Raw genomic sequence first — 16,165 nt, forward strand, 5'->3', positions numbered from 1 at the left:
GTGTTGCGGGCGCGCGCGATGCGTGCAAGCGTTGAAGCATCTTGGACTCGCGCCTCAAAGAAAATGACGCCGTAATTTTTATCGATCGCAAGGGGCGCCGCTACCTGAAGATGCTGCGGGCGGGCAAGAAGCTGCTTATCCGCGGCGAGCTGCGCGCCGACGATCTGTTCGGCGTCGAGGAAGGATCGCGGGTCAAGTTTTCGACCGGCGAGGCGTTCCTGGTGCTGCGGCCGACGTATGCCGACCTGATACCGCATCTGCCGCGCGCGTCGCAGGTGATTTATCCCAAGGATACCGGGCCGCTGCTGATTTGGGGCGACGTATTTCCGGGCGCGACGGTGATTGAAGGCGGCACTGGAGCGGGCGCGCTGACGATAGCGTTGCTGAGGGCGGTCGGGCCGGCGGGGCGCGTCATTTCGTACGAGTTGCGCGAAGACTTTGCCGACGCGGCGCGCAAGAACGTGGCCGCATTTTTCGGCGATGCGCCCAATTGGATGATCAAGGTTCGCGATCTTTACACGGGCTTCGATGAAACCGGCGTCGATCGGATGTTTCTCGATCTGGCGGAACCGGGGCGCGCGCTCGCGGTCGCGGCAGCTGCGTTGAGGCCTGGCGCGGTGCTGGTTTGCTATGTACCGACGGCGGTGCAGCTCAAGGACACGGTCGAAGCTATCCAGGCGCGCAGTGATTTCGGCGAGATCGAAAGTTTCGAGACCCTGCTGCGGCATTGGCAGGTGAAGGGGATGAGCGTACGGCCGCATTTCAGGATGATCGCGCATTCGGCGTTCATCATTGTGTCGCGCAAGCTGGTTGGCGATGTTTCGAGCCCGCAGAAGAAGTTCGTCGCGGCCGATTCAGCGGAGTCCAACGGTGCCGATTTAGACGAACCGCTCGAATGATCACGCGGCGAAAATTTCTGGCAGCGTCGGGGGCGGCGCTCGCGATCGCAGGCATTCCGCGGATCGCACGCGCTGCAGCGGTGGCGTCGAAATTCGGGGGGCCGACGCCCAACGAGAATTTTTACGTGACGTCGTACGCGAGCACGCCGTCGGTGGACGTCAATTCGTGGCGCTTCAGTATCAAGGGGCTGGTCGAGAATCCGCAGCAATTTTCCTACGCGGATATTCGCAAGCTTCCGAAGATCGACGAGATGCTGACGCTGGAATGTATCTCGAATCCGCCCGACGGCACCGCGATCGGCAATGCGAAGTGGACTGGAGTGCAACTGCGGCCGCTCCTGGAGCGCGTGCGCGTCAAGCGAGGTGCGCGGTTCGTCGCGATGCGCGGGGCGGACGGCTATCACACGGTGTTGCCGGTCGAGGAACTGATGCGCGAAGAAAATTTTCTGCCGTACCTGATGAATGGCGTGCCCCTTCCGCCCGAGCACGGCTATCCGCTCAGAATTTTCATTCCCGGAAAATACGGAATGAAGCAGCCGAAATGGATCACCGAAATCGAATTTGCGGACCACGAAATTCCCGGCTACTGGGAGGTTCGCGGATGGAGCGACACGTGTTGGCGTAAGGTCAACTCGGGATTTTTCTCGCCGCGAGTCGAAGGCGGACTGATGTCGATTTTCGATCGCAAGGCCAAGGTGACGGCGCCTTTGGATATGTATGGATGGGCACTGGCCGGACCTTCGGGAATCAAGCGGGTCGAGGTGTCGGCGGACGACGGCGTCACGTGGAATGACGCGCAACTGGTAGAGAACAGCTCGCCGTATTTGTGGACGGTCTGGAAATATCGCTTCGCGCCGAAGGCCGCGGGCGATTTCATGATGCGCGTACGCGCGACTGACGGCAGTGGTGTCGCGCAGCCGCCCGCCGATCCGCAGACCGGCAGCGGAATGAGCGGGCAGGCGCGAATCGCACTGGAAGTAACGCGCGTCTGAGAATGATTCTGTTTAATGCAGCAACGTGGCGGTGTGAAGGGCGCGGGCGGTGGACATTGGGCCGGTGGCGGTGAAACTGCCAGCCGCCGGATTGAAGAGTTCGGCGCTGCTAAGTTCGATGCCGTGGGCGGCGGGATCGGCGGCACCGATTCCGCCGGCAATCAACACGCGATGCGGATGCAGGCCGGTCGCGAGGAGAGTCGCCGTATGCCCTGCGCGCGCGACGCCCATCGATTGATTGCATCGTAGCGTGTCGTTGTTGAATCCGCCGACGCAGGTGAAATCACCGCTGCTCGGATCGAAGGTCTCCGCCGAATTGCTGATCACTCCCGACGCGCCCGAGAGCATCCCGCCCGTCACGGCCACCGTGCCGCTGAAGCCTCCCGCGAGCAGCACGTCGCCGTTGTCGAGCAGCGTGGCCGTGTGCATCGAGCGCGGCTCGTTCATGAAGCTCGACAGCAGCACGAATTGTTGCGAGACGGGATCGTAAAGCTCGGCGCTGCTGTCCTTGAAGAAGAAGCTCGAGCCGCCGACTCCCCCTGCAATCAGCACCTTGCCGGCCATCGGGCCGCTGGTGAAAAGCGTCGCGGTATGCGCGGCGCGCTGATGGTCCATCGGGAAGGTCGCCGGCGTAAACGAGTTCGACGCGGGATCATAGATGTCGGCGGAGTTGGTGGTGTCGCCGGAAAGATTAGTCGCGCCGCCTGCTATGAGCACCTTGCCGCTCAGCAGCAGCGTCGCAGTCTGAAACATGCGCCGATCGCCCATCGTGTTGCCGACCGTGGTGAATTTGCGCGTCGCGGGATCGTACAGTTCCGCGGTGTCGAGCACGTTGTCGTGATTGTCGAGACCGCCGGCGACCAGGACCTTGCCGTTGTTCAGCTCGGTCGCAGTGAAGCCCATTCGCGGCGTGCCCATTGTGCCGGCGGGTGAGAATGCGCCGGTCACCTCGTCGAACGATTCGGCGCTGCTGAGCACCTTCCCTGCGAGGTTGAGCGAAAAATTCTTAATCGTCGCGCCGCCGCTGAAGCCGCCTGCGAACAGCACCTGCGTCGGCGAGAGCGGTGCGGCAGATATGGCCGCGCGACTCGACGCTCCGATGCCGGTCACAATGAACTGGCCCGACGACGGATTGAAAAATTCCGCGTCGGCGATGCTTTCATTCGAAGCGTCGGCACCGCCAGCGATCAACACGTCGCCCGCGGTGGGAATCCCGAACTTGAGATTTTGAGCTGCGACTTTGCGGGTATGCGCTGCAGTGCTGCCGGCGCTTGAGTCCTGCGACGGCGAATCGACACCCTGGCCGTTGATACATCCGCTCGCCGCCAACATACAGATCAGGCCGGCGACGCTCAGGGCGCGGAGCGCAGTTTTCACCCCACGGGGTGTGATGTGCAGATGCTCTTGCAAAAGTTCTCGGCTCTTCGAACTTGGCAATTGCTTATATCAAGTTGCCGCATTCAAGGGCATCAGTATCTATTATAGTGCGCCAATTAGACGAATCACGACAGGAAAAGTTTCAGGTCGAAATCAGATTTGTTTTATAATTAATGAGAAAAAATTCCTTTAAGGAAATGGCCAATCGCGCCGAACACATCGGATGACGACGGACTGGCGGCCGCGACCGGCGGTGGCGGCGGCGCTCCTGGGGCAGGCATCGTTGTACCGAACATTGGCGGAGGAACTGGGACGCTCGCGAAAATTCCGCCGTGCAGCGGACACATCTGCGTCGGCGCGGTGCCAATCAGGAACGGCAGCGAAATTTGCTTGGGACACGCGGGAGTTGCGAGGCCGCCGGTTTCTGGATCGATCGTCGCCATCGTGATGCCCGACGGCTCAGGGAAATCTTCCGGGTCCGCCGGCGCCGCATCTTGCATGAACTGAACCCACGCGGGCAACGCCGCCTGCGCTCCAGTCATGCCAAGACTCTCGGGCTGGTCGAAGCCGACCCATACACCGCAAACAATCGCGGGCGTGTAGCCGATAAAGTACGCATCCCTGTAATCCTGCGTTGTGCCGGTCTTGCCCGCCGCCGGAAAATCGATCCCCAGGCGGCCCGCGCTCGCGCCAGTTCCATAGCGCAACACGGCTTTGAGAGCGCCCGTGATCAGATACGCGACGGCGGGGCGGATGATGCGATTGCTCTGGTCCTGATGCTGATAAATGAGGTGACCCTTGGCGTCGATGACCGCCTCGACAGCGTACGGCGGTGACTGATCGCCCTCGGTCGCGAAAACCTGGTATGCGGACGTGAGCTCGAGCAGTGTGGTCTCGTCAGCGCCGATCGAAATCGGCAGGTACGCCTGGAGATCCTCGTGGATGCCCATCTCGTGCGCGGTTTTCACAATCGTCGCGGGACCAAGCTCGCTGCCGACGTAAGCGGTCGGCACGTTAAGCGATTCGTACAGCGCCTGCACGACGGTCACCTGGGGTTGATAGTTGCGCTCGTAATTCGCGGGCGTCCATCCGTCGGCAAAAGTCATCGGCTCGTCGGGCAGCGTGGATGCGAGCGTGAGCGGCGGCGAGAACGGCGCGCGATCAGGATCGAGCGCGGCTAGATACACTATCGGCTTGAATGCGGAGCCGGGCTGGCGCTCGGCGTTCGCCGCGCGATTGAACTGGCTCTCAGAGTAGTCGCGTCCGCCGATCATCGCGCGGATAGCACCGCTCTCGGCGTCCAGCGCGACCATCGAGGTCTGCAGCCTGCCGTCAGACTTTGCGCGGCGCAGGCGCTTATGACTCTTCTCGAGCTTCGCGAGATTGTCGGTGATGGCATCGACGGCATCGACTTGAAGTTCGGTGTCGAGCGTCGTGTAAACCTTGAGCCCTGCGAGATGACCGTCGAAACCAGGAATCCTGTTGACGAACGCGGTCACGTAATCGGTGAAGTACGGCGCGCGGCGGAGCCCCGGCGGCTTGGTAATCTGAATCGGCGTCGCAATGGCGGCTGTGTAGGTGGCGTCGTCGATCACGCCCGCATGCTTCATCACGCCGAGCACGACGTCGCGCCGCTTGCGGCAGTTATCGGGATGACGCCGCGGATCGTAGAGCGTCGGCGCCTGGATCATTCCAATCAGCGTCGCAGCTTCCGCGGGCGTCACTTCGGACAGGTCCTTGTTGAAAAAATATCGCGCGGCCTGGGGCATCCCGTCGATCGGCGTGCCCTCGTACTCGCCCATCGGCACGTCGTTGATGTAGCGCTCGAGGATTTCATCTTTCCGTAAGCGAATTTCGAGCACGGCGGCAACAGCCAGCTCGCGAAACTTGCGGCTGAAGCTGCGCTGATGCTCTTCCAAAAACGTGCGCGCGAGTTGTTGCGTTAGAGTACTGGCGCCCTGGGCCAGGCGATGCGAACGAAAATCGGAAATCGCGGCCTCGACGATTCGAATCGGATCGATTCCCGGATGGTAGTAAAAATAACGATCTTCGCTGGCGAGCAGTCCCTTCACCAGGTATGGCTTCAAATCGCCCAGTTGCACTTCGACGCGTTCGGCGGGAGTGCCGGCTAAGAGGCGTCCGATCACTTCAGGCTCGAGCATCGCGTCGGACTTGGCGACGCCGAAAGCGTCGGCGACGCCGGAAATTCGCGTGCCCTCGAGCCTGACACGGACCAACTCGGAGGGATACTGCTTCGCGCCGAATTGAAATGCTCTCAGGTAGAGCGCGAGCGCGTGCGGAGCCTTGGTGTATTCGCCGGGAGCATTGGCGGAAGGCACCTCGGAATAACTCAACTGCGCCAGCCGATCCAGCAGTCCGCTGCGATCGAGGTCGTCACCGGCGCGAATCGGGAACGGCGCGGAAAAAATCGCGGAGGTCAGTGCGGCGCGACGCTGCTCGATCAGCACAGAAATTTCGCCGTACAACTGGGCGATGTAGAATCCCAGCGCGAAAAAGATCAGCAGGAATCCGCCGGCAACGAGATTTCGCACGCGCCATCCGCGGATTCGCCATTCGCGCGGTTTCTTTTTCGCCGGATCCGATTTTGATTTCGGTGGCTGCCGCCCGCCGCCCATCTTTACTGCCTCATCCATAAGGTTAGCGGCGTATCGAAACCTGATCCATCGGGGCGTTCCGATTCACGTCTATTGCTTGTAGCCGAATCGTCGCAGCATCGCTCGCCGATCCGCCTGATCGTTGGCGCTCTCGACGCCCTTGGGCGAGCTGCCGTCGATTACGCCGACGACGCCGCGTCCGCCAGCTTCCTCGGCGACAATCACGCGGAGCGGATTCGCGGTCGCGCAAAAGATCGTACACACTTCGCTCACCATTTTGATTTGATTGAGCACGTTGACCGGGAACGCGTTGCCGAGAATCACGATGAACACGTGCCCTGCCCCGATCGCCGACGCCGCCTCAACCGCCGAATTCTCGAGCGCCGGATCGGTGCCGGTATGTCGAATCAGGCACGGCCCGGACGCCTCGCAGAAAGCCAGCCCGAACTTGATTCCCGGGACCGCCTGCACGAGAGCTTCGTAAACGTCCTCGACCGTCTTGATGAAGTGCGCCTGGCCGACGATGACGTTGGCGTCCGCCGGTTTTGCGATTTCGACAATACTCAGTTGCATAGTGCTTGCCCCTAGTGACTATTGCGCGGATGATACTTCCGTTGATGCGGCGCCGGAAGTGAGTATCCGGCGATGGAGGCGTGGTGGGTACAGGACTGAAGCTTCGCGCGAATTCGGAGACGCGGTTGCCGGCGTATTTTTATCGGCTCTCGTCGCGCGCACAGCGAACTTATCTGAAAAGCGACAGCGTCGAGCGTTTCGACTACGTCCCCAGCGTTGCGGCGCGCAACTCGCTCGACGCTCTGATGCGCGTGCTCGAGACCGGAAACCTGGCGGCATGCACCACCTGCGCGCGCGCGTTGACCGCGGAAGTTTGCCGGAGCCTCATGACGCCGCCGGTCAACGTCGAGATTCGCGGCGTGCGTCCTCGCAACACCCGCGGCGAGCTGCATGGACTGTTCTATCCTTACGATCCGCGTAATCGTAGGCAGCCGTACATCGTGCTCTGGATGCGCACGGCGCAGCGCCACGACGTCGTCAAGCCGAAAACGTTCGTGCGAACCCTGATGCATGAAATCGGCCACTACCTTGATTACGCTCACCTGCGGCTCGAGGATTCATACCACACGCGCGGATTCTTCCAGCGCGAATCCTCCTTGGTGCGCGCGCTGTTCAATTCCTAGACTCCCTTGACAGCGGCACCTTCGATGCCGATAGCTATTGTCGCGGTGCGCTAACGTATTGCCTAACATCGACGCGCATTGGGTGGGGAGATGGCTACAGGTATGGGATTTTTTCAGAGATTGTTTTCGCCGGCATCGGCGCGTGCGGAATTGCTCGAGGAACTGGCCGTGCTGACTGGCCGCAATCAGGGGCTGGTCGAGCGTTTGAAGCGGCACGCACCGATGACTGCTCCGAATATCAAAACGGGAGTCGAGGCGCTCGCAGAAAAAGAAGCCGGGCACGTCAAGGTGCTCAACTCGATTCTCGCGGACAACAACGTCTGGTCGAAATTGCCGGAAGCCGCGCTGCACGACGGCTCGAACAACTGGGCGCGCCTCAGCGGCGACCTCGAAGTGCTGGGCACGCTCGCGGCGGACCTGCGACTCAACGCGATGCGGTGGGAATCGGTCGACGACGGCGTCGCGGCCACCCTGCTGGAACTGGCGCTCGAAGATGAAGTTCGCGAAAGCGAACTGCGCAAGCTCGCGATGATGTGCGACGCGATGGCGCTCGACTGACTACAAGTAGCGCTGCAAACCCCGGCGCTTGAGTTCCTCAGCGACGCGTCCGACATGCGGCGAGCGATCGCGATGCGCCACCAGGATCGCGTCACCGGTATCGACGACGATCAGATCGCGCACGCCGAACAGCACCATCAGGCGCGAATCCGAATGTCCCAGCACGCGCTCGGACTCAAGCGCGATCGCGTTGCCGCGAATCACGTTGCCCTCAGCGTCGCCAACCGCATCCCACAAGCCGTCCCACGATCCCACGTCGTGCCATGAAAATCGCGCGCGAACGCTGAGCACGTTGGCGCTCTTCTCCATTATCACGCGGTCGAATGAGTCGTACTTCAGCTTGCCGTATGCGCGCGCGAGTTTCGTCCGGGGTGTCAGCGCAAGCTTTTCCGCGGCGATCCAAAGCTCGGGGCTGTGCGATTCAAATTCGCGCGCCAATGTTTTCGTCGAGGCAACGAACATCGAGGCGTTCCAGAAGTAGCGCCCGCTGCGCACCATCCTGCGCGCAGTTGCGAGCGGAGGCTTCTCGACGAACTTCTCGATTCGGAAACCGGCGCCGACCTTCGGACCGGTCTTCTGATAGCCGTAACCGGTTTCGGGCCGGGTCGGTGGAATCCCAATCGCCACGATCGAATCGCTCGATGCAGCAAGGCCGATCGCATCGGCGAGCGTGCGTCGATATTGCTCGGCGGTCACAATGTGGTGATCCGCCGCGACCGACGCGATAACTCCGTCGCCGAGCCGGCGCTTGATAGTCGCGGCGCCGTACGCGATTGCGACTGCGGTGCCGCGCGCCATGGGCTCGACAATCAGGCTCTGCGCCGGGATCAAGCCGCGAAGCGCGCGGCGAAACGGCTTCTCGTGCGCGGCTGCCGCCAGTACGAATATTCGATCGCGCGGGATGAGCGGTAGGTGACGCGCGATCGTGGCAGCGAGCAGGCTGGTCTTGCCGTCAATCGAGAAAAGAGGCTTGGGATTCGCCTCGCGGCTGGCCGGCCAGAAGCGCGTGCCGCGGCCACCCGCAATTATCAGCACCGAAGCGTGCGGCGGCGCGGAAGGTCGAGCCATCAGGTCAGATCGCGCCAAGTTCGCGGAGCTTGTCGTCGAAAATCGCGCGAATCTCGGCCAGTCGCTTTTCGCTGGTCGCTTCGAAACGCGTTACCAGCGCGGGCTGCGTATTCGAGGCTCGTATTAGGCCCCATCCGTCGGGAAAGTTCACCCGCACGCCGTCGATGTCGATAACTTCGTAGTGCTTGCGGAAAAATTCTGCCGCCTTGCGCACCACTTCGAACTTGCGATCGTCGGGGCAGTCGACGCGAATCTCAGGGGTGAAGTGGCTGGCGGGAAGATCGGCAAGGATCGCGGCGAGGCCGCGGCCCTCGCGGCTCAAAATTTCAAGAATGCGGAACGACGCGTAGATGGCGTCGTCGAAGCCGAAATAGCGGTCGGCGAAAAACATATGCCCGCTCATCTCGCCGGCCAGCGCCGCGTGCTCCTCTTTCAACTTGCTTTTGATCAGCGAATGGCCGGTCTTCCACATGATCGGGCGTCCGCCGTGGCGCGCGATATCGTCGTACATCCGCTTCGAGCATTTCACGTCGCCGATAATCGTCGCGCCGGGACGCTCGCGCAAAATCGCCCGCGAGAAAGCCACCATCAGCTCGTCGCCCCACACGATCTTTCCGTTCTCGTCCACTGCGCCAACGCGGTCGGCGTCGCCGTCGTACGCGATTCCGATCGCCGCGCGATTTTTCTTCACCGCCGCGACGAGATCGCGCATGTTCTCCTCGACGGTCGGGTCGGGGTGATGGTTCGGGAAGCGCCCGTCCATCTCGATGTAGAGCTCAATCGTCTCGAGCCCGAGCCGCTTCATCAGTGGCGCCGCAATTACCCCGCCGCATCCGTTACCCCCGTCCACGACGACCTTCATCCCGGGCGTGAACTTGAATTGCGACATGATGAAATCGTTGTAGTCGGGAATCACCGGACGCTCGGTCAGCGTGCCCTTCGCGCCGGTCGTGACGAAATCGCGCCGCTCGATTATTTCGCGCAGCCGCTGAATCTCGGCGCCGTAAATCGTCGTCGGCCCGACGCCCAGCTTGAATCCGTTGTACTCGGCCGCGTTGTGGCTCCCGGTAATCATCACGCCGCCGTCCATCTTCCAGCTCAGCACCGAAAAATAGAGCAGCGGCGTCGGCACCACGCCGATATCAACCAGGTTGATGCCGGCGCCGAGCAGACCCTCGGCCAGATGGTCGCGCAAGCGATCCGACGACAGCCGGCAATCGCGCCCAAGCGTGACGGTTTTTTTCCCCGCTTGATGCAACAGTGTCGCGTAGCCGCGCCCGAGTTCGACTACGAACGCGTCGTCGAAGTCGTTGGCGACGATGCCGCGGATGTCGTACTCGCGGAAGACTTGCGAATTCACTATCGTTCAGTCTGTGCGAGGGATTACTTCAGCGCAAGGTTATCACGGTTATCAATGACCGCGGCGAATGCATCGGGCGGGCAGGAAGCACGCGTCGCGATAGTAACCGGGGCCGGCCGCGGCATCGGGCGCGCGGTCGCGATGGAACTCGCGCACGCGGGCTTCTCGCTATGCCTCGCGGCTCGATCGCGCGACGAACTCGAGGAGACCCGCTCCCAGAGCGGTCTGCCGCACGAGCGCGCGTTGATTGTGCTCGTCGACCTCGCGACTGAAGATGGGCCAGACTTGCTCATCGGCGCCGCGCTCGACTGCTTCGGCCATATCGACGTGCTCGTCAACAATGCAGGATGGGCACCGCCGCGAACACCGCTGCTCAAGATGCGGCCGGTCGATCTTGATCGAATAATAGCCGTCAACCTGCGCGCGCCGATCGCGCTCACGCGCCTCGCCGCTGCCGCGATGACCCCGCTGGGTGCCGGCACCATCATCAACGTCGCATCCTCGGCCGCGATCAAAGCGCCCGCCGGCGAGGCCGTTTATGCCGCGACCAAGGCCGCGCTGATCGCATTCACACGCGCGTCGTTCCACGAGATGCGTCAAAGCGGACTGAAGCTCTCGGTCATCGTTCCCGGCCTGGTCGATACCGCGCTGATCCCAAACAACAAGCGGCTCGATCGCGCCGCAATGCTTTCAACAGCCGACGTCGCCCACGCCGTCATGCAGATCGTAAACTCTCCCGCGCGCTCCTGCCCGGTAGAGGTAACGCTCGAGCCGCAACTCGATCCGGAGCGCCCGCGCTGAGCGAACGAGGTGGGGGAACTTAATTTAATGTGAAACCCGCCGTGGGTTTCACGCTTCCCTGGGCAGGGGTGACCCCTGCACCCAGTGTTAAGAGAGGATGCGGGACTTCGTCCCTGTTAGAACTTTTGAGTAGAGGTGAGGCTCCGATTCTTACCTCGCCCGTTACGTTACGGGAGAGGAGGCGGCCGCATCGCGGCCGGTAGGTGAGGGTTCTGTGACGCGTGCAGAGACTGAACTCGATTGTCCCCTTTCTCTCGAGGGAAGGAATTAGGGGTTAGGTAGCGTGCATCGATCATTCACTGCGCGATTCGCATTGGTGCTAGTCGCAGGGATCGTCGCCGCGATCATCGTCGCGCCACTCGTGGCAATCGCGGTCTCGGCGGTGGGATTGCGCTACCCCTTTCCTCGAATCTTCGATCGCACTGTGATGGCGACGCTGCTGATCGCGATGCTGTTCTCGGCGCGCGACCTCAATCTCGTCCCGCTGCTACGCCGCGGCTTCAAACATCCTTTGGCAATTAGCATCGCGCGCGCGATTCGCGGTTTCGGAGTCGCTATGCTGTCGATCGCGATTCTATTCGGATTGGCGCTCGCAGTCGGCGGCGGTGGAGTCGGCGATCACGAAGCGGCGGCAGCGTTGATACCGAAATATTTTCTCTCGGCGATAGCGATCGCGTTCATCGAGGAGGCATTCTTCCGGGCATTCCTGCTCGGTGGCATGGCGCGCGACTTCGGCAACCGGATAGCGCTGATCGCGAGCGCCGCAATCTACGCCATCGCGCATCTGGTGCGCTCCCCGGCGCGCTTTTACGTGACCGGCTACCAGCCCGCCGCCGGCTTGATCACGCTCGCGCACAGCATCGACCAGTTCAAGGATCCGGGGATCGCGATTCCCGCACTGATCGGCCTCTTCCTTCTCGGGATAGTTCTCGGCGAAGCATATATTCTAACGGGCAGTGTGTATTTCTCGATCGGCCTGCACTGCGGCTTCGTGCTGGGCGCAAAGATGTGGCCGAAAATAATCCTGAACCGCGCCGCAATCCCATGGTGGATAGCAGGCGGCGGCGCAATCCCATTGATAGGCGGCGCCACCGCGTGGGTGATCGCGATAGCTATACTGGCGACGCTTCGTCCGATCGCGGGCGTGCAGAAAGCTGCTCTCGACGTAGTATCCTAGTCCGAGAGTCGAAGTGCCGTGTAACGGGCCGCGACATTCGATGCCAGATTCACTCCAGCGGGTGAGAGTCGCCAAATACCTCGTGTAGACCCGTCGAGAAATCCGTGATTGATCAATCTCTGGCGTGCCCATTGCACGTAGTTTTTCCAATGCACTCCCGTATATCCGTCAGGACGGGGGCGCCTTTTGTCTTCCTCGCTAAGCATGAAGAAACCCGCCAAAGGCTCGTAAGTTTCACTGGGTCGGACGGAGTAGTTTGAGCCTCCGTTGTAGTAGATGAAGCAGAGCAGCGGTTCGTCCATCTCTTGGCAATCTGGGAAGTACATCTATTGCTCCTTGCGGATTCTCCCGCTCGAGGTCGTTGATCGGAGAACGCACAGTGAAATTAGGATACGACCCTCTGGTCTAGGCGTTTGCGGCGCGGTGGCTTAACGGACTGGCTGCCTCGAGCTTGGGCTCTCAAATCATCGAGACGTTTCCAACCCGTTTCACCCACTAGTTGCGCTTCCCAATATTTCCAACCGTCGAGACTTGGCTTAGCGCCGGTACGAGTCCTGGCTACAGCCTCGGCCGCGGCCGACGGGCTGTAGTGGAGTTTACCTTCGACGAGGTAAGCCCCTTTTTGTATCTGCGCGGTATATTCATGCCCCAAGTGCGTGAGTCTGAGCGCGGTTCCTTCTGGGAGATGCACACCATGACCAGACCACCCGTTGTTGCCGCTTACCGCCGACTCGGTTCCGTTAGAAAAGGTCACTCCCAGAATCCGATGCAATGCGTCGTTCTCGTCTCTGTCGGTATCAACCATTTTGGACACGATTTTCTTGTAGACGTCGAGATCAATTTTGATTGAGCGCAACATGGTCATATATTTCCTCTCGCTATGTAAGACTGACATTTCTGGATATTTGCATAACTCCATGACATACGAGTCTGGCAGCTTCGTAGGTCCGTCGGCTAAAGCGGGAGACAGCACCGAGGAATTCGAGCACCGCGTCCTTGAATCGCGGATCGGCTGTCGCCATCAGATGGTCGCGGCTTTCGAGCATCACCAGCCGTGATGCTGCAATCAACTAACTAGTCGTACAGCGACGGGGTGCCCCTCACTGGCCTTGTGCGGTAGCGGCGGTGGGTCCAGAGCCATTGCTCGGGGTACTTTCGGACCATCTCTTCGATGGCTTTTTGGTAGCGGGCGGTGTTTACGAGGGCGTCGGCGTTGCGGTCGCCGGTGCGCTGTTGCGGGATCTCCTCGTAAATCTCTATTACGTGGCTGATGCCGTCCGGCTGGCGCACGATGAAGACCGGGACCACGGGGGCGCCAGCCATCATCGCGAGGCGATCGAAGCCGCTGGGCGTTGCGGCCAGCTCGCCGAAGAACGGGACCCAGATTGCCTCCGAGCGCTTGGCGTTCTGATCGAGCGGGATACCGATGATCTCGCCGCGCCTCAGCGACCGCAGCATCTCGCGCGCTGCCGTATGCTTGCGGATTACCTGTACCCCCGCGCGCTCGCGGATGAACGACACCAGGTCGTCGCCTGCCAGGAAGCGCTGCGTGTGATGCACGAGTCCAATCTGGAAGCCGTGCAGCGCGTGGCCCGCGGGCAGCAGCTCGAAGCCTCCGAAGTGCGCCGTCAGGATCAGCGCGCCCTTGCCTGGGTACCTCGGGTGGAGCTCATTCCAGACGTCGAGGCGGTTGTAGGTAATTCGACGCCCGAGCCGGCGGTAGAAGAATCCGCCCAGTCGGACGTACTCGGCTCCGCAGCGGCCGAGGTTGATGTACGACGCGCGCAGGATTCGATTTCGCTCAGCGACGCTCTTTTCGGGGAATGCGATCTCGAGATTGCGGATTCCAATTTTCCGGTGCCGATGATCGAAGCGATGGAAGATTAAACCGCAGGCGATTCCCAACCTATACAGAATGAAGTCCGGCAGAAGGCTGAAACCATGGAGCACGGCGATCAACACCCAGAAGATCAGTCGATCTTTGAGTCCCAGCTGGACGCGGGTGCTCCTCGGCTTCCCGAGCGATAGTGGAAAGTCTGACCTCTGCGGGGCGCCATCGGTCGAGCCGGCTGGCGCGTCGCCGCGGCGCAGCATGTCGCCGGTCGAAGCCTGCGATTCGTTGCGATCGAGCTTTGGATGTGCTGACGGAGAAGCTGGCGCCATCTACAGTTCCGATCGTTCGCGCTTGGGGCCCTTGGGAATCACGACCAGGCCCGAATCGGTGACGAAAAATCGCTGACGGTCACGCTCGAGGTCGTATCCTATCTCTTCGCCTTCAGGAATAAAGACGTTCTTGTCGATAATCGCGCGGCGAACTTTCGCGTGCCGCCCGATTACCGCATAGTCCATGATGACCGAATCCTCGACCAGGCTGTACGAATGCACGAACACCATTCGCCCGAGCACTGAGTTGCGAACCGCCCCGCCCGACACGATGCATCCCTCGCCGATTACCGAATGCAGCGCCAGTCCGCGCCGCCCGTTCTCGTCGAACACGAACTTCGCCGGCGGCTGATCGTAGTACGCGGTGCGCAACGGCCAGTACGCATTGTACAGGTTGAGATGCGGACGCGCGTCGCGCAGGTCCATGTTGGCCTCGTAGTACGCGTCGAGCGTCCCGACGTCGCGCCAGTAACTGAGATTGACCTCGGAGTCGCCGCGAATCCGATTGGTCATGAAGTTGTACGCGTAAACCGGCACCCGATTGATAAGCGCCGGGATAAGGTCGCGGCCGAAATCGTGATTGCTTTTTTCGTTGATCGAATCTTCAATCAGAGCCTCGCGCAATACTTCGGGACTGAACAGGTAATTGCCCATCGAGGCCAGCGATCGTCCGGGAGCGCCGGGCATCTGCGGCGGATTGCTGGGCTTCTCGACAAAGCCCGAGACGCGCAAGCCCGAATCGACCTGCACGATGCCGAATTGATCCGCTTCGTCAACCGACACCGGCAGCGTCGCGACGGTGACCGCCGCTTTGCGCTCCATGTGAAACTCGATCATCTGCTGGATGTCCATCCGGTAGATGTGGTCGGCGCCGAAAACTGCGACCAGGTCCGGCTTGGTGTCGTCGATAAGATTGAGATTCTGGAAAATCGCGTCTGCGGTGCCCTGGTACCACAATTCGCCCATCCGCATCTGGGCCGGCACCGGGATGACGAAGTGGTCGGGCAGCATCCCGCCGAATTGCCATCCGTCCTTGAGATGCTCGATCAGCGATTGCGACCGCCATTGCACCAATACGTAGATTGCGTAGATGCCCGAGTTGACGAGGTTGGAGAGAACGAAATCGATGATGCGGTATTTGCCGCCGAACGGCACCGCCGGCTTGGCGCGATCCCGGGTCAGGGGATGAAGCCGAGTGCCCTGCCCCCCTGCCATCACCAGCGCCAACGTTCTCATTTGGACAAAATGCCTCGAATCGTCATCTCGCAGCTATCCCCGGCAAAATCAGCCCGCCAAGTATAAGTGTCCCGCAGCCGCATCGAAAGCCATCCATCCAAGTCCCAATATGGAGCTTATTTTGTTCGTGAAATCCGTCAATTGTGGCAGATAGCGCAGGAATTTCCGGATGGGAGCAGGAGTCAGTCATATCGAGGGAGTAGTGCTGTGCGAATTAACCTTGATTTTACTAGATTTTGGCTTTTACAGCCAATTGTCCTCCGAGGCACGTCATTTGCTTGAAACTAACCTGACGATCTTACGTCTAAGTTGCTAGTCGTGATTACTTTAATCGGATGCAAGCCTCTCACGCGGTAGCGCGGGAGCGGAGGATAGAGAAAATGCAGACAGCGGTCACCAGACATGAAACCAAAAGCACCGGCACGCCGGGAATCGTTTACCGCACCATCTGTCAGAATCCCGGCTGCGGGTTCAAGTTCGATCTCAGGATCACCCCTCAAAACGCCAGCCTGCTCGGTGGCACGATGCCGTGTCCGCACTGCAAGCGTCATGGCGGCCAACTGAAATCGCAGGGGCGCATCAGCGAGAAGCTGTTCGCAGCCAAGCTACTGTTCCGCCCGACCGGGATTGGCCCGACGCGAAGCGATGACGACGAAGCTGGAGCGGACTCCCGCTATTAACGTGACCTCGGATCATCTAATCTAGGCAAGCCGTCACTAGATT

General features: G+C 60.8%; 17 protein-coding genes. 8 read left to right on the top strand and 9 right to left on the bottom strand.

The features are described 5' to 3' along the window. Positions 1 to 41 precede the first annotated feature (41 nt). Together WB650_RS06205 and WB650_RS06210 are read left to right on the top strand one after the other, a co-directional pair. Positions 42 to 899: a tRNA (adenine-N1)-methyltransferase gene (locus WB650_RS06205; RefSeq protein ID WP_422303895.1), complete on the top strand. Its 858-nt coding sequence runs from the start codon at positions 42 to 44 to the stop codon at positions 897 to 899. Next, positions 896 to 1,891, top strand: coding sequence for a molybdopterin-dependent oxidoreductase (locus tag WB650_RS06210; RefSeq protein WP_422303894.1), 996 nt, complete (start codon positions 896 to 898; stop codon positions 1,889 to 1,891). Before WB650_RS06205 ends, WB650_RS06210 begins: the two co-directional genes overlap by 4 nt. Before the next feature lie 12 nt (positions 1,892 to 1,903). Here WB650_RS06210 and WB650_RS06215 read toward each other — a convergent pair whose 3' ends face one another. From WB650_RS06215 to WB650_RS06225, 3 genes are all read right to left on the bottom strand, one after another. Next, entirely contained in the window at positions 1,904 to 3,268 is a 1,365-nt protein-coding gene (locus tag WB650_RS06215) for a Kelch repeat-containing protein (protein WP_423959838.1), read from the bottom strand. Positions 3,269 to 3,438: 170 nt separating this feature from the next. After that, positions 3,439 to 5,922: a PBP1A family penicillin-binding protein gene (locus WB650_RS06220; protein WP_423959840.1), complete on the bottom strand. Its 2,484-nt coding sequence runs from the start codon at positions 5,920 to 5,922 to the stop codon at positions 3,439 to 3,441. Between the two features lie 51 nt (positions 5,923 to 5,973). After that, positions 5,974 to 6,456: an adenosine-specific kinase gene (locus WB650_RS06225; protein WP_422305767.1), complete on the bottom strand. Its 483-nt coding sequence runs from the start codon at positions 6,454 to 6,456 to the stop codon at positions 5,974 to 5,976. 83 nt (positions 6,457 to 6,539) lie between these two features. Between WB650_RS06225 and WB650_RS06230 the strand changes: the two genes are divergently transcribed. After that, a complete protein-coding gene (locus WB650_RS06230) occupies positions 6,540 to 7,079 on the top strand; it encodes a hypothetical protein (protein WP_423959841.1) in 540 nt (179 codons plus the stop codon). A gap of 102 nt (positions 7,080 to 7,181) precedes the next feature. After that, entirely contained in the window at positions 7,182 to 7,637 is a 456-nt protein-coding gene (locus WB650_RS06235) for a hypothetical protein (protein WP_422305763.1), read from the top strand. Here WB650_RS06235 and WB650_RS06240 read toward each other — a convergent pair whose 3' ends face one another. Together WB650_RS06240 and WB650_RS06245 are read right to left on the bottom strand one after the other, a co-directional pair. Then, on the bottom strand, positions 7,638 to 8,705 hold the full coding sequence (locus tag WB650_RS06240; protein WP_423959843.1) for a mannose-1-phosphate guanylyltransferase: 1,068 nt from the start codon (positions 8,703 to 8,705) through the stop codon (positions 7,638 to 7,640). Between the two features lie 4 nt (positions 8,706 to 8,709). Further along, positions 8,710 to 10,065 (bottom strand): phosphomannomutase/phosphoglucomutase, encoded by a 1,356-nt coding sequence (locus tag WB650_RS06245; protein WP_422303257.1) that lies wholly within the window; start codon positions 10,063 to 10,065, stop codon positions 8,710 to 8,712. Between the two features lie 54 nt (positions 10,066 to 10,119). Here WB650_RS06245 and WB650_RS06250 point away from each other — a divergent pair, with 54 nt between their 5' ends. Both WB650_RS06250 and WB650_RS06255 read left to right on the top strand, forming a co-directional pair. Next, complete coding sequence (locus tag WB650_RS06250) at positions 10,120 to 10,866, top strand: SDR family NAD(P)-dependent oxidoreductase (RefSeq protein ID WP_422303258.1); 747 nt, start codon at positions 10,120 to 10,122, stop codon at positions 10,864 to 10,866. A gap of 283 nt (positions 10,867 to 11,149) precedes the next feature. Continuing rightward, complete coding sequence (locus tag WB650_RS06255; protein ID WP_422303259.1) at positions 11,150 to 12,043, top strand: CPBP family glutamic-type intramembrane protease; 894 nt, start codon at positions 11,150 to 11,152, stop codon at positions 12,041 to 12,043. Here WB650_RS06255 and WB650_RS06260 read toward each other — a convergent pair. Both WB650_RS06260 and WB650_RS06265 read right to left on the bottom strand, forming a co-directional pair. Then, positions 12,040 to 12,369, bottom strand: a complete 330-nt coding sequence (locus tag WB650_RS06260) for a winged helix-turn-helix domain-containing protein (RefSeq protein ID WP_422303260.1) — start codon at positions 12,367 to 12,369, stop codon at positions 12,040 to 12,042. The genes WB650_RS06255 and WB650_RS06260 overlap by 4 nt on opposite strands. Positions 12,370 to 12,428: 59 nt before the next feature. After that, positions 12,429 to 12,908 (bottom strand): hypothetical protein, encoded by a 480-nt coding sequence (locus WB650_RS06265; RefSeq protein ID WP_423959846.1) that lies wholly within the window; start codon positions 12,906 to 12,908, stop codon positions 12,429 to 12,431. 52 nt (positions 12,909 to 12,960) lie between these two features. Here WB650_RS06265 and WB650_RS06270 point away from each other — a divergent pair, with 52 nt between their 5' ends. Further along, entirely contained in the window at positions 12,961 to 13,101 is a 141-nt protein-coding gene (locus tag WB650_RS06270; RefSeq protein WP_423959848.1) for a hypothetical protein, read from the top strand. Positions 13,102 to 13,117: 16 nt separating this feature from the next. On the opposite strand, the gene WB650_RS06275 is transcribed toward WB650_RS06270, so the two are convergent. Then, positions 13,118 to 14,206, bottom strand: a complete 1,089-nt coding sequence (locus WB650_RS06275) for a lysophospholipid acyltransferase family protein (RefSeq protein WP_422304396.1) — start codon at positions 14,204 to 14,206, stop codon at positions 13,118 to 13,120. Continuing rightward, positions 14,207 to 15,442, bottom strand: coding sequence for a glucose-1-phosphate adenylyltransferase (gene glgC / locus WB650_RS06280; protein WP_422304397.1), 1,236 nt, complete (start codon positions 15,440 to 15,442; stop codon positions 14,207 to 14,209). It lies immediately after the preceding gene. Between the two features lie 380 nt (positions 15,443 to 15,822). Here glgC and WB650_RS06285 point away from each other — a divergent pair, with 380 nt between their 5' ends. Continuing rightward, entirely contained in the window at positions 15,823 to 16,122 is a 300-nt protein-coding gene (locus WB650_RS06285; RefSeq protein ID WP_422304398.1) for a hypothetical protein, read from the top strand. The last annotated feature ends 43 nt before the right edge of the window (positions 16,123 to 16,165 follow it).

It is taken from the genome of Binatus sp. (SeqCode) (genome assembly GCF_049584895.1).
Taxonomy (GTDB): Bacteria; Desulfobacterota; Binatia; order Binatales; family Binataceae; genus Binatus.

Excerpts from the sequence above, each read along its gene's own strand:
- WB650_RS06275 (WP_422304396.1), bottom strand. The coding sequence starts at position 14,206 with ATGGCGCCAGCTTCTCCGTCAGCACATCCAAAGCTCGATCGCAACGAA.
- WB650_RS06235 (WP_422305763.1), top strand. The coding sequence starts at position 7,182 with ATGGGATTTTTTCAGAGATTGTTTTCGCCGGCATCGGCGCGTGCGGAA.
- WB650_RS06265 (WP_423959846.1), bottom strand. The coding sequence starts at position 12,908 with ATGACCATGTTGCGCTCAATCAAAATTGATCTCGACGTCTACAAGAAA.
- WB650_RS06285 (WP_422304398.1), top strand. The coding sequence starts at position 15,823 with ATGCAGACAGCGGTCACCAGACATGAAACCAAAAGCACCGGCACGCCG.
- WB650_RS06225 (WP_422305767.1), bottom strand. The coding sequence starts at position 6,456 with ATGCAACTGAGTATTGTCGAAATCGCAAAACCGGCGGACGCCAACGTC.
- WB650_RS06240 (WP_423959843.1), bottom strand. The coding sequence starts at position 8,705 with ATGGCTCGACCTTCCGCGCCGCCGCACGCTTCGGTGCTGATAATTGCG.
- WB650_RS06210 (WP_422303894.1), top strand. The coding sequence starts at position 896 with ATGATCACGCGGCGAAAATTTCTGGCAGCGTCGGGGGCGGCGCTCGCG.
- WB650_RS06250 (WP_422303258.1), top strand. The coding sequence starts at position 10,120 with ATGACCGCGGCGAATGCATCGGGCGGGCAGGAAGCACGCGTCGCGATA.
- WB650_RS06270 (WP_423959848.1), top strand. The coding sequence starts at position 12,961 with ATGACATACGAGTCTGGCAGCTTCGTAGGTCCGTCGGCTAAAGCGGGA.
- WB650_RS06220 (WP_423959840.1), bottom strand. The coding sequence starts at position 5,922 with ATGGATGAGGCAGTAAAGATGGGCGGCGGGCGGCAGCCACCGAAATCA.
- WB650_RS06260 (WP_422303260.1), bottom strand. The coding sequence starts at position 12,369 with ATGTACTTCCCAGATTGCCAAGAGATGGACGAACCGCTGCTCTGCTTC.
- glgC (WP_422304397.1), bottom strand. The coding sequence starts at position 15,442 with ATGAGAACGTTGGCGCTGGTGATGGCAGGGGGGCAGGGCACTCGGCTT.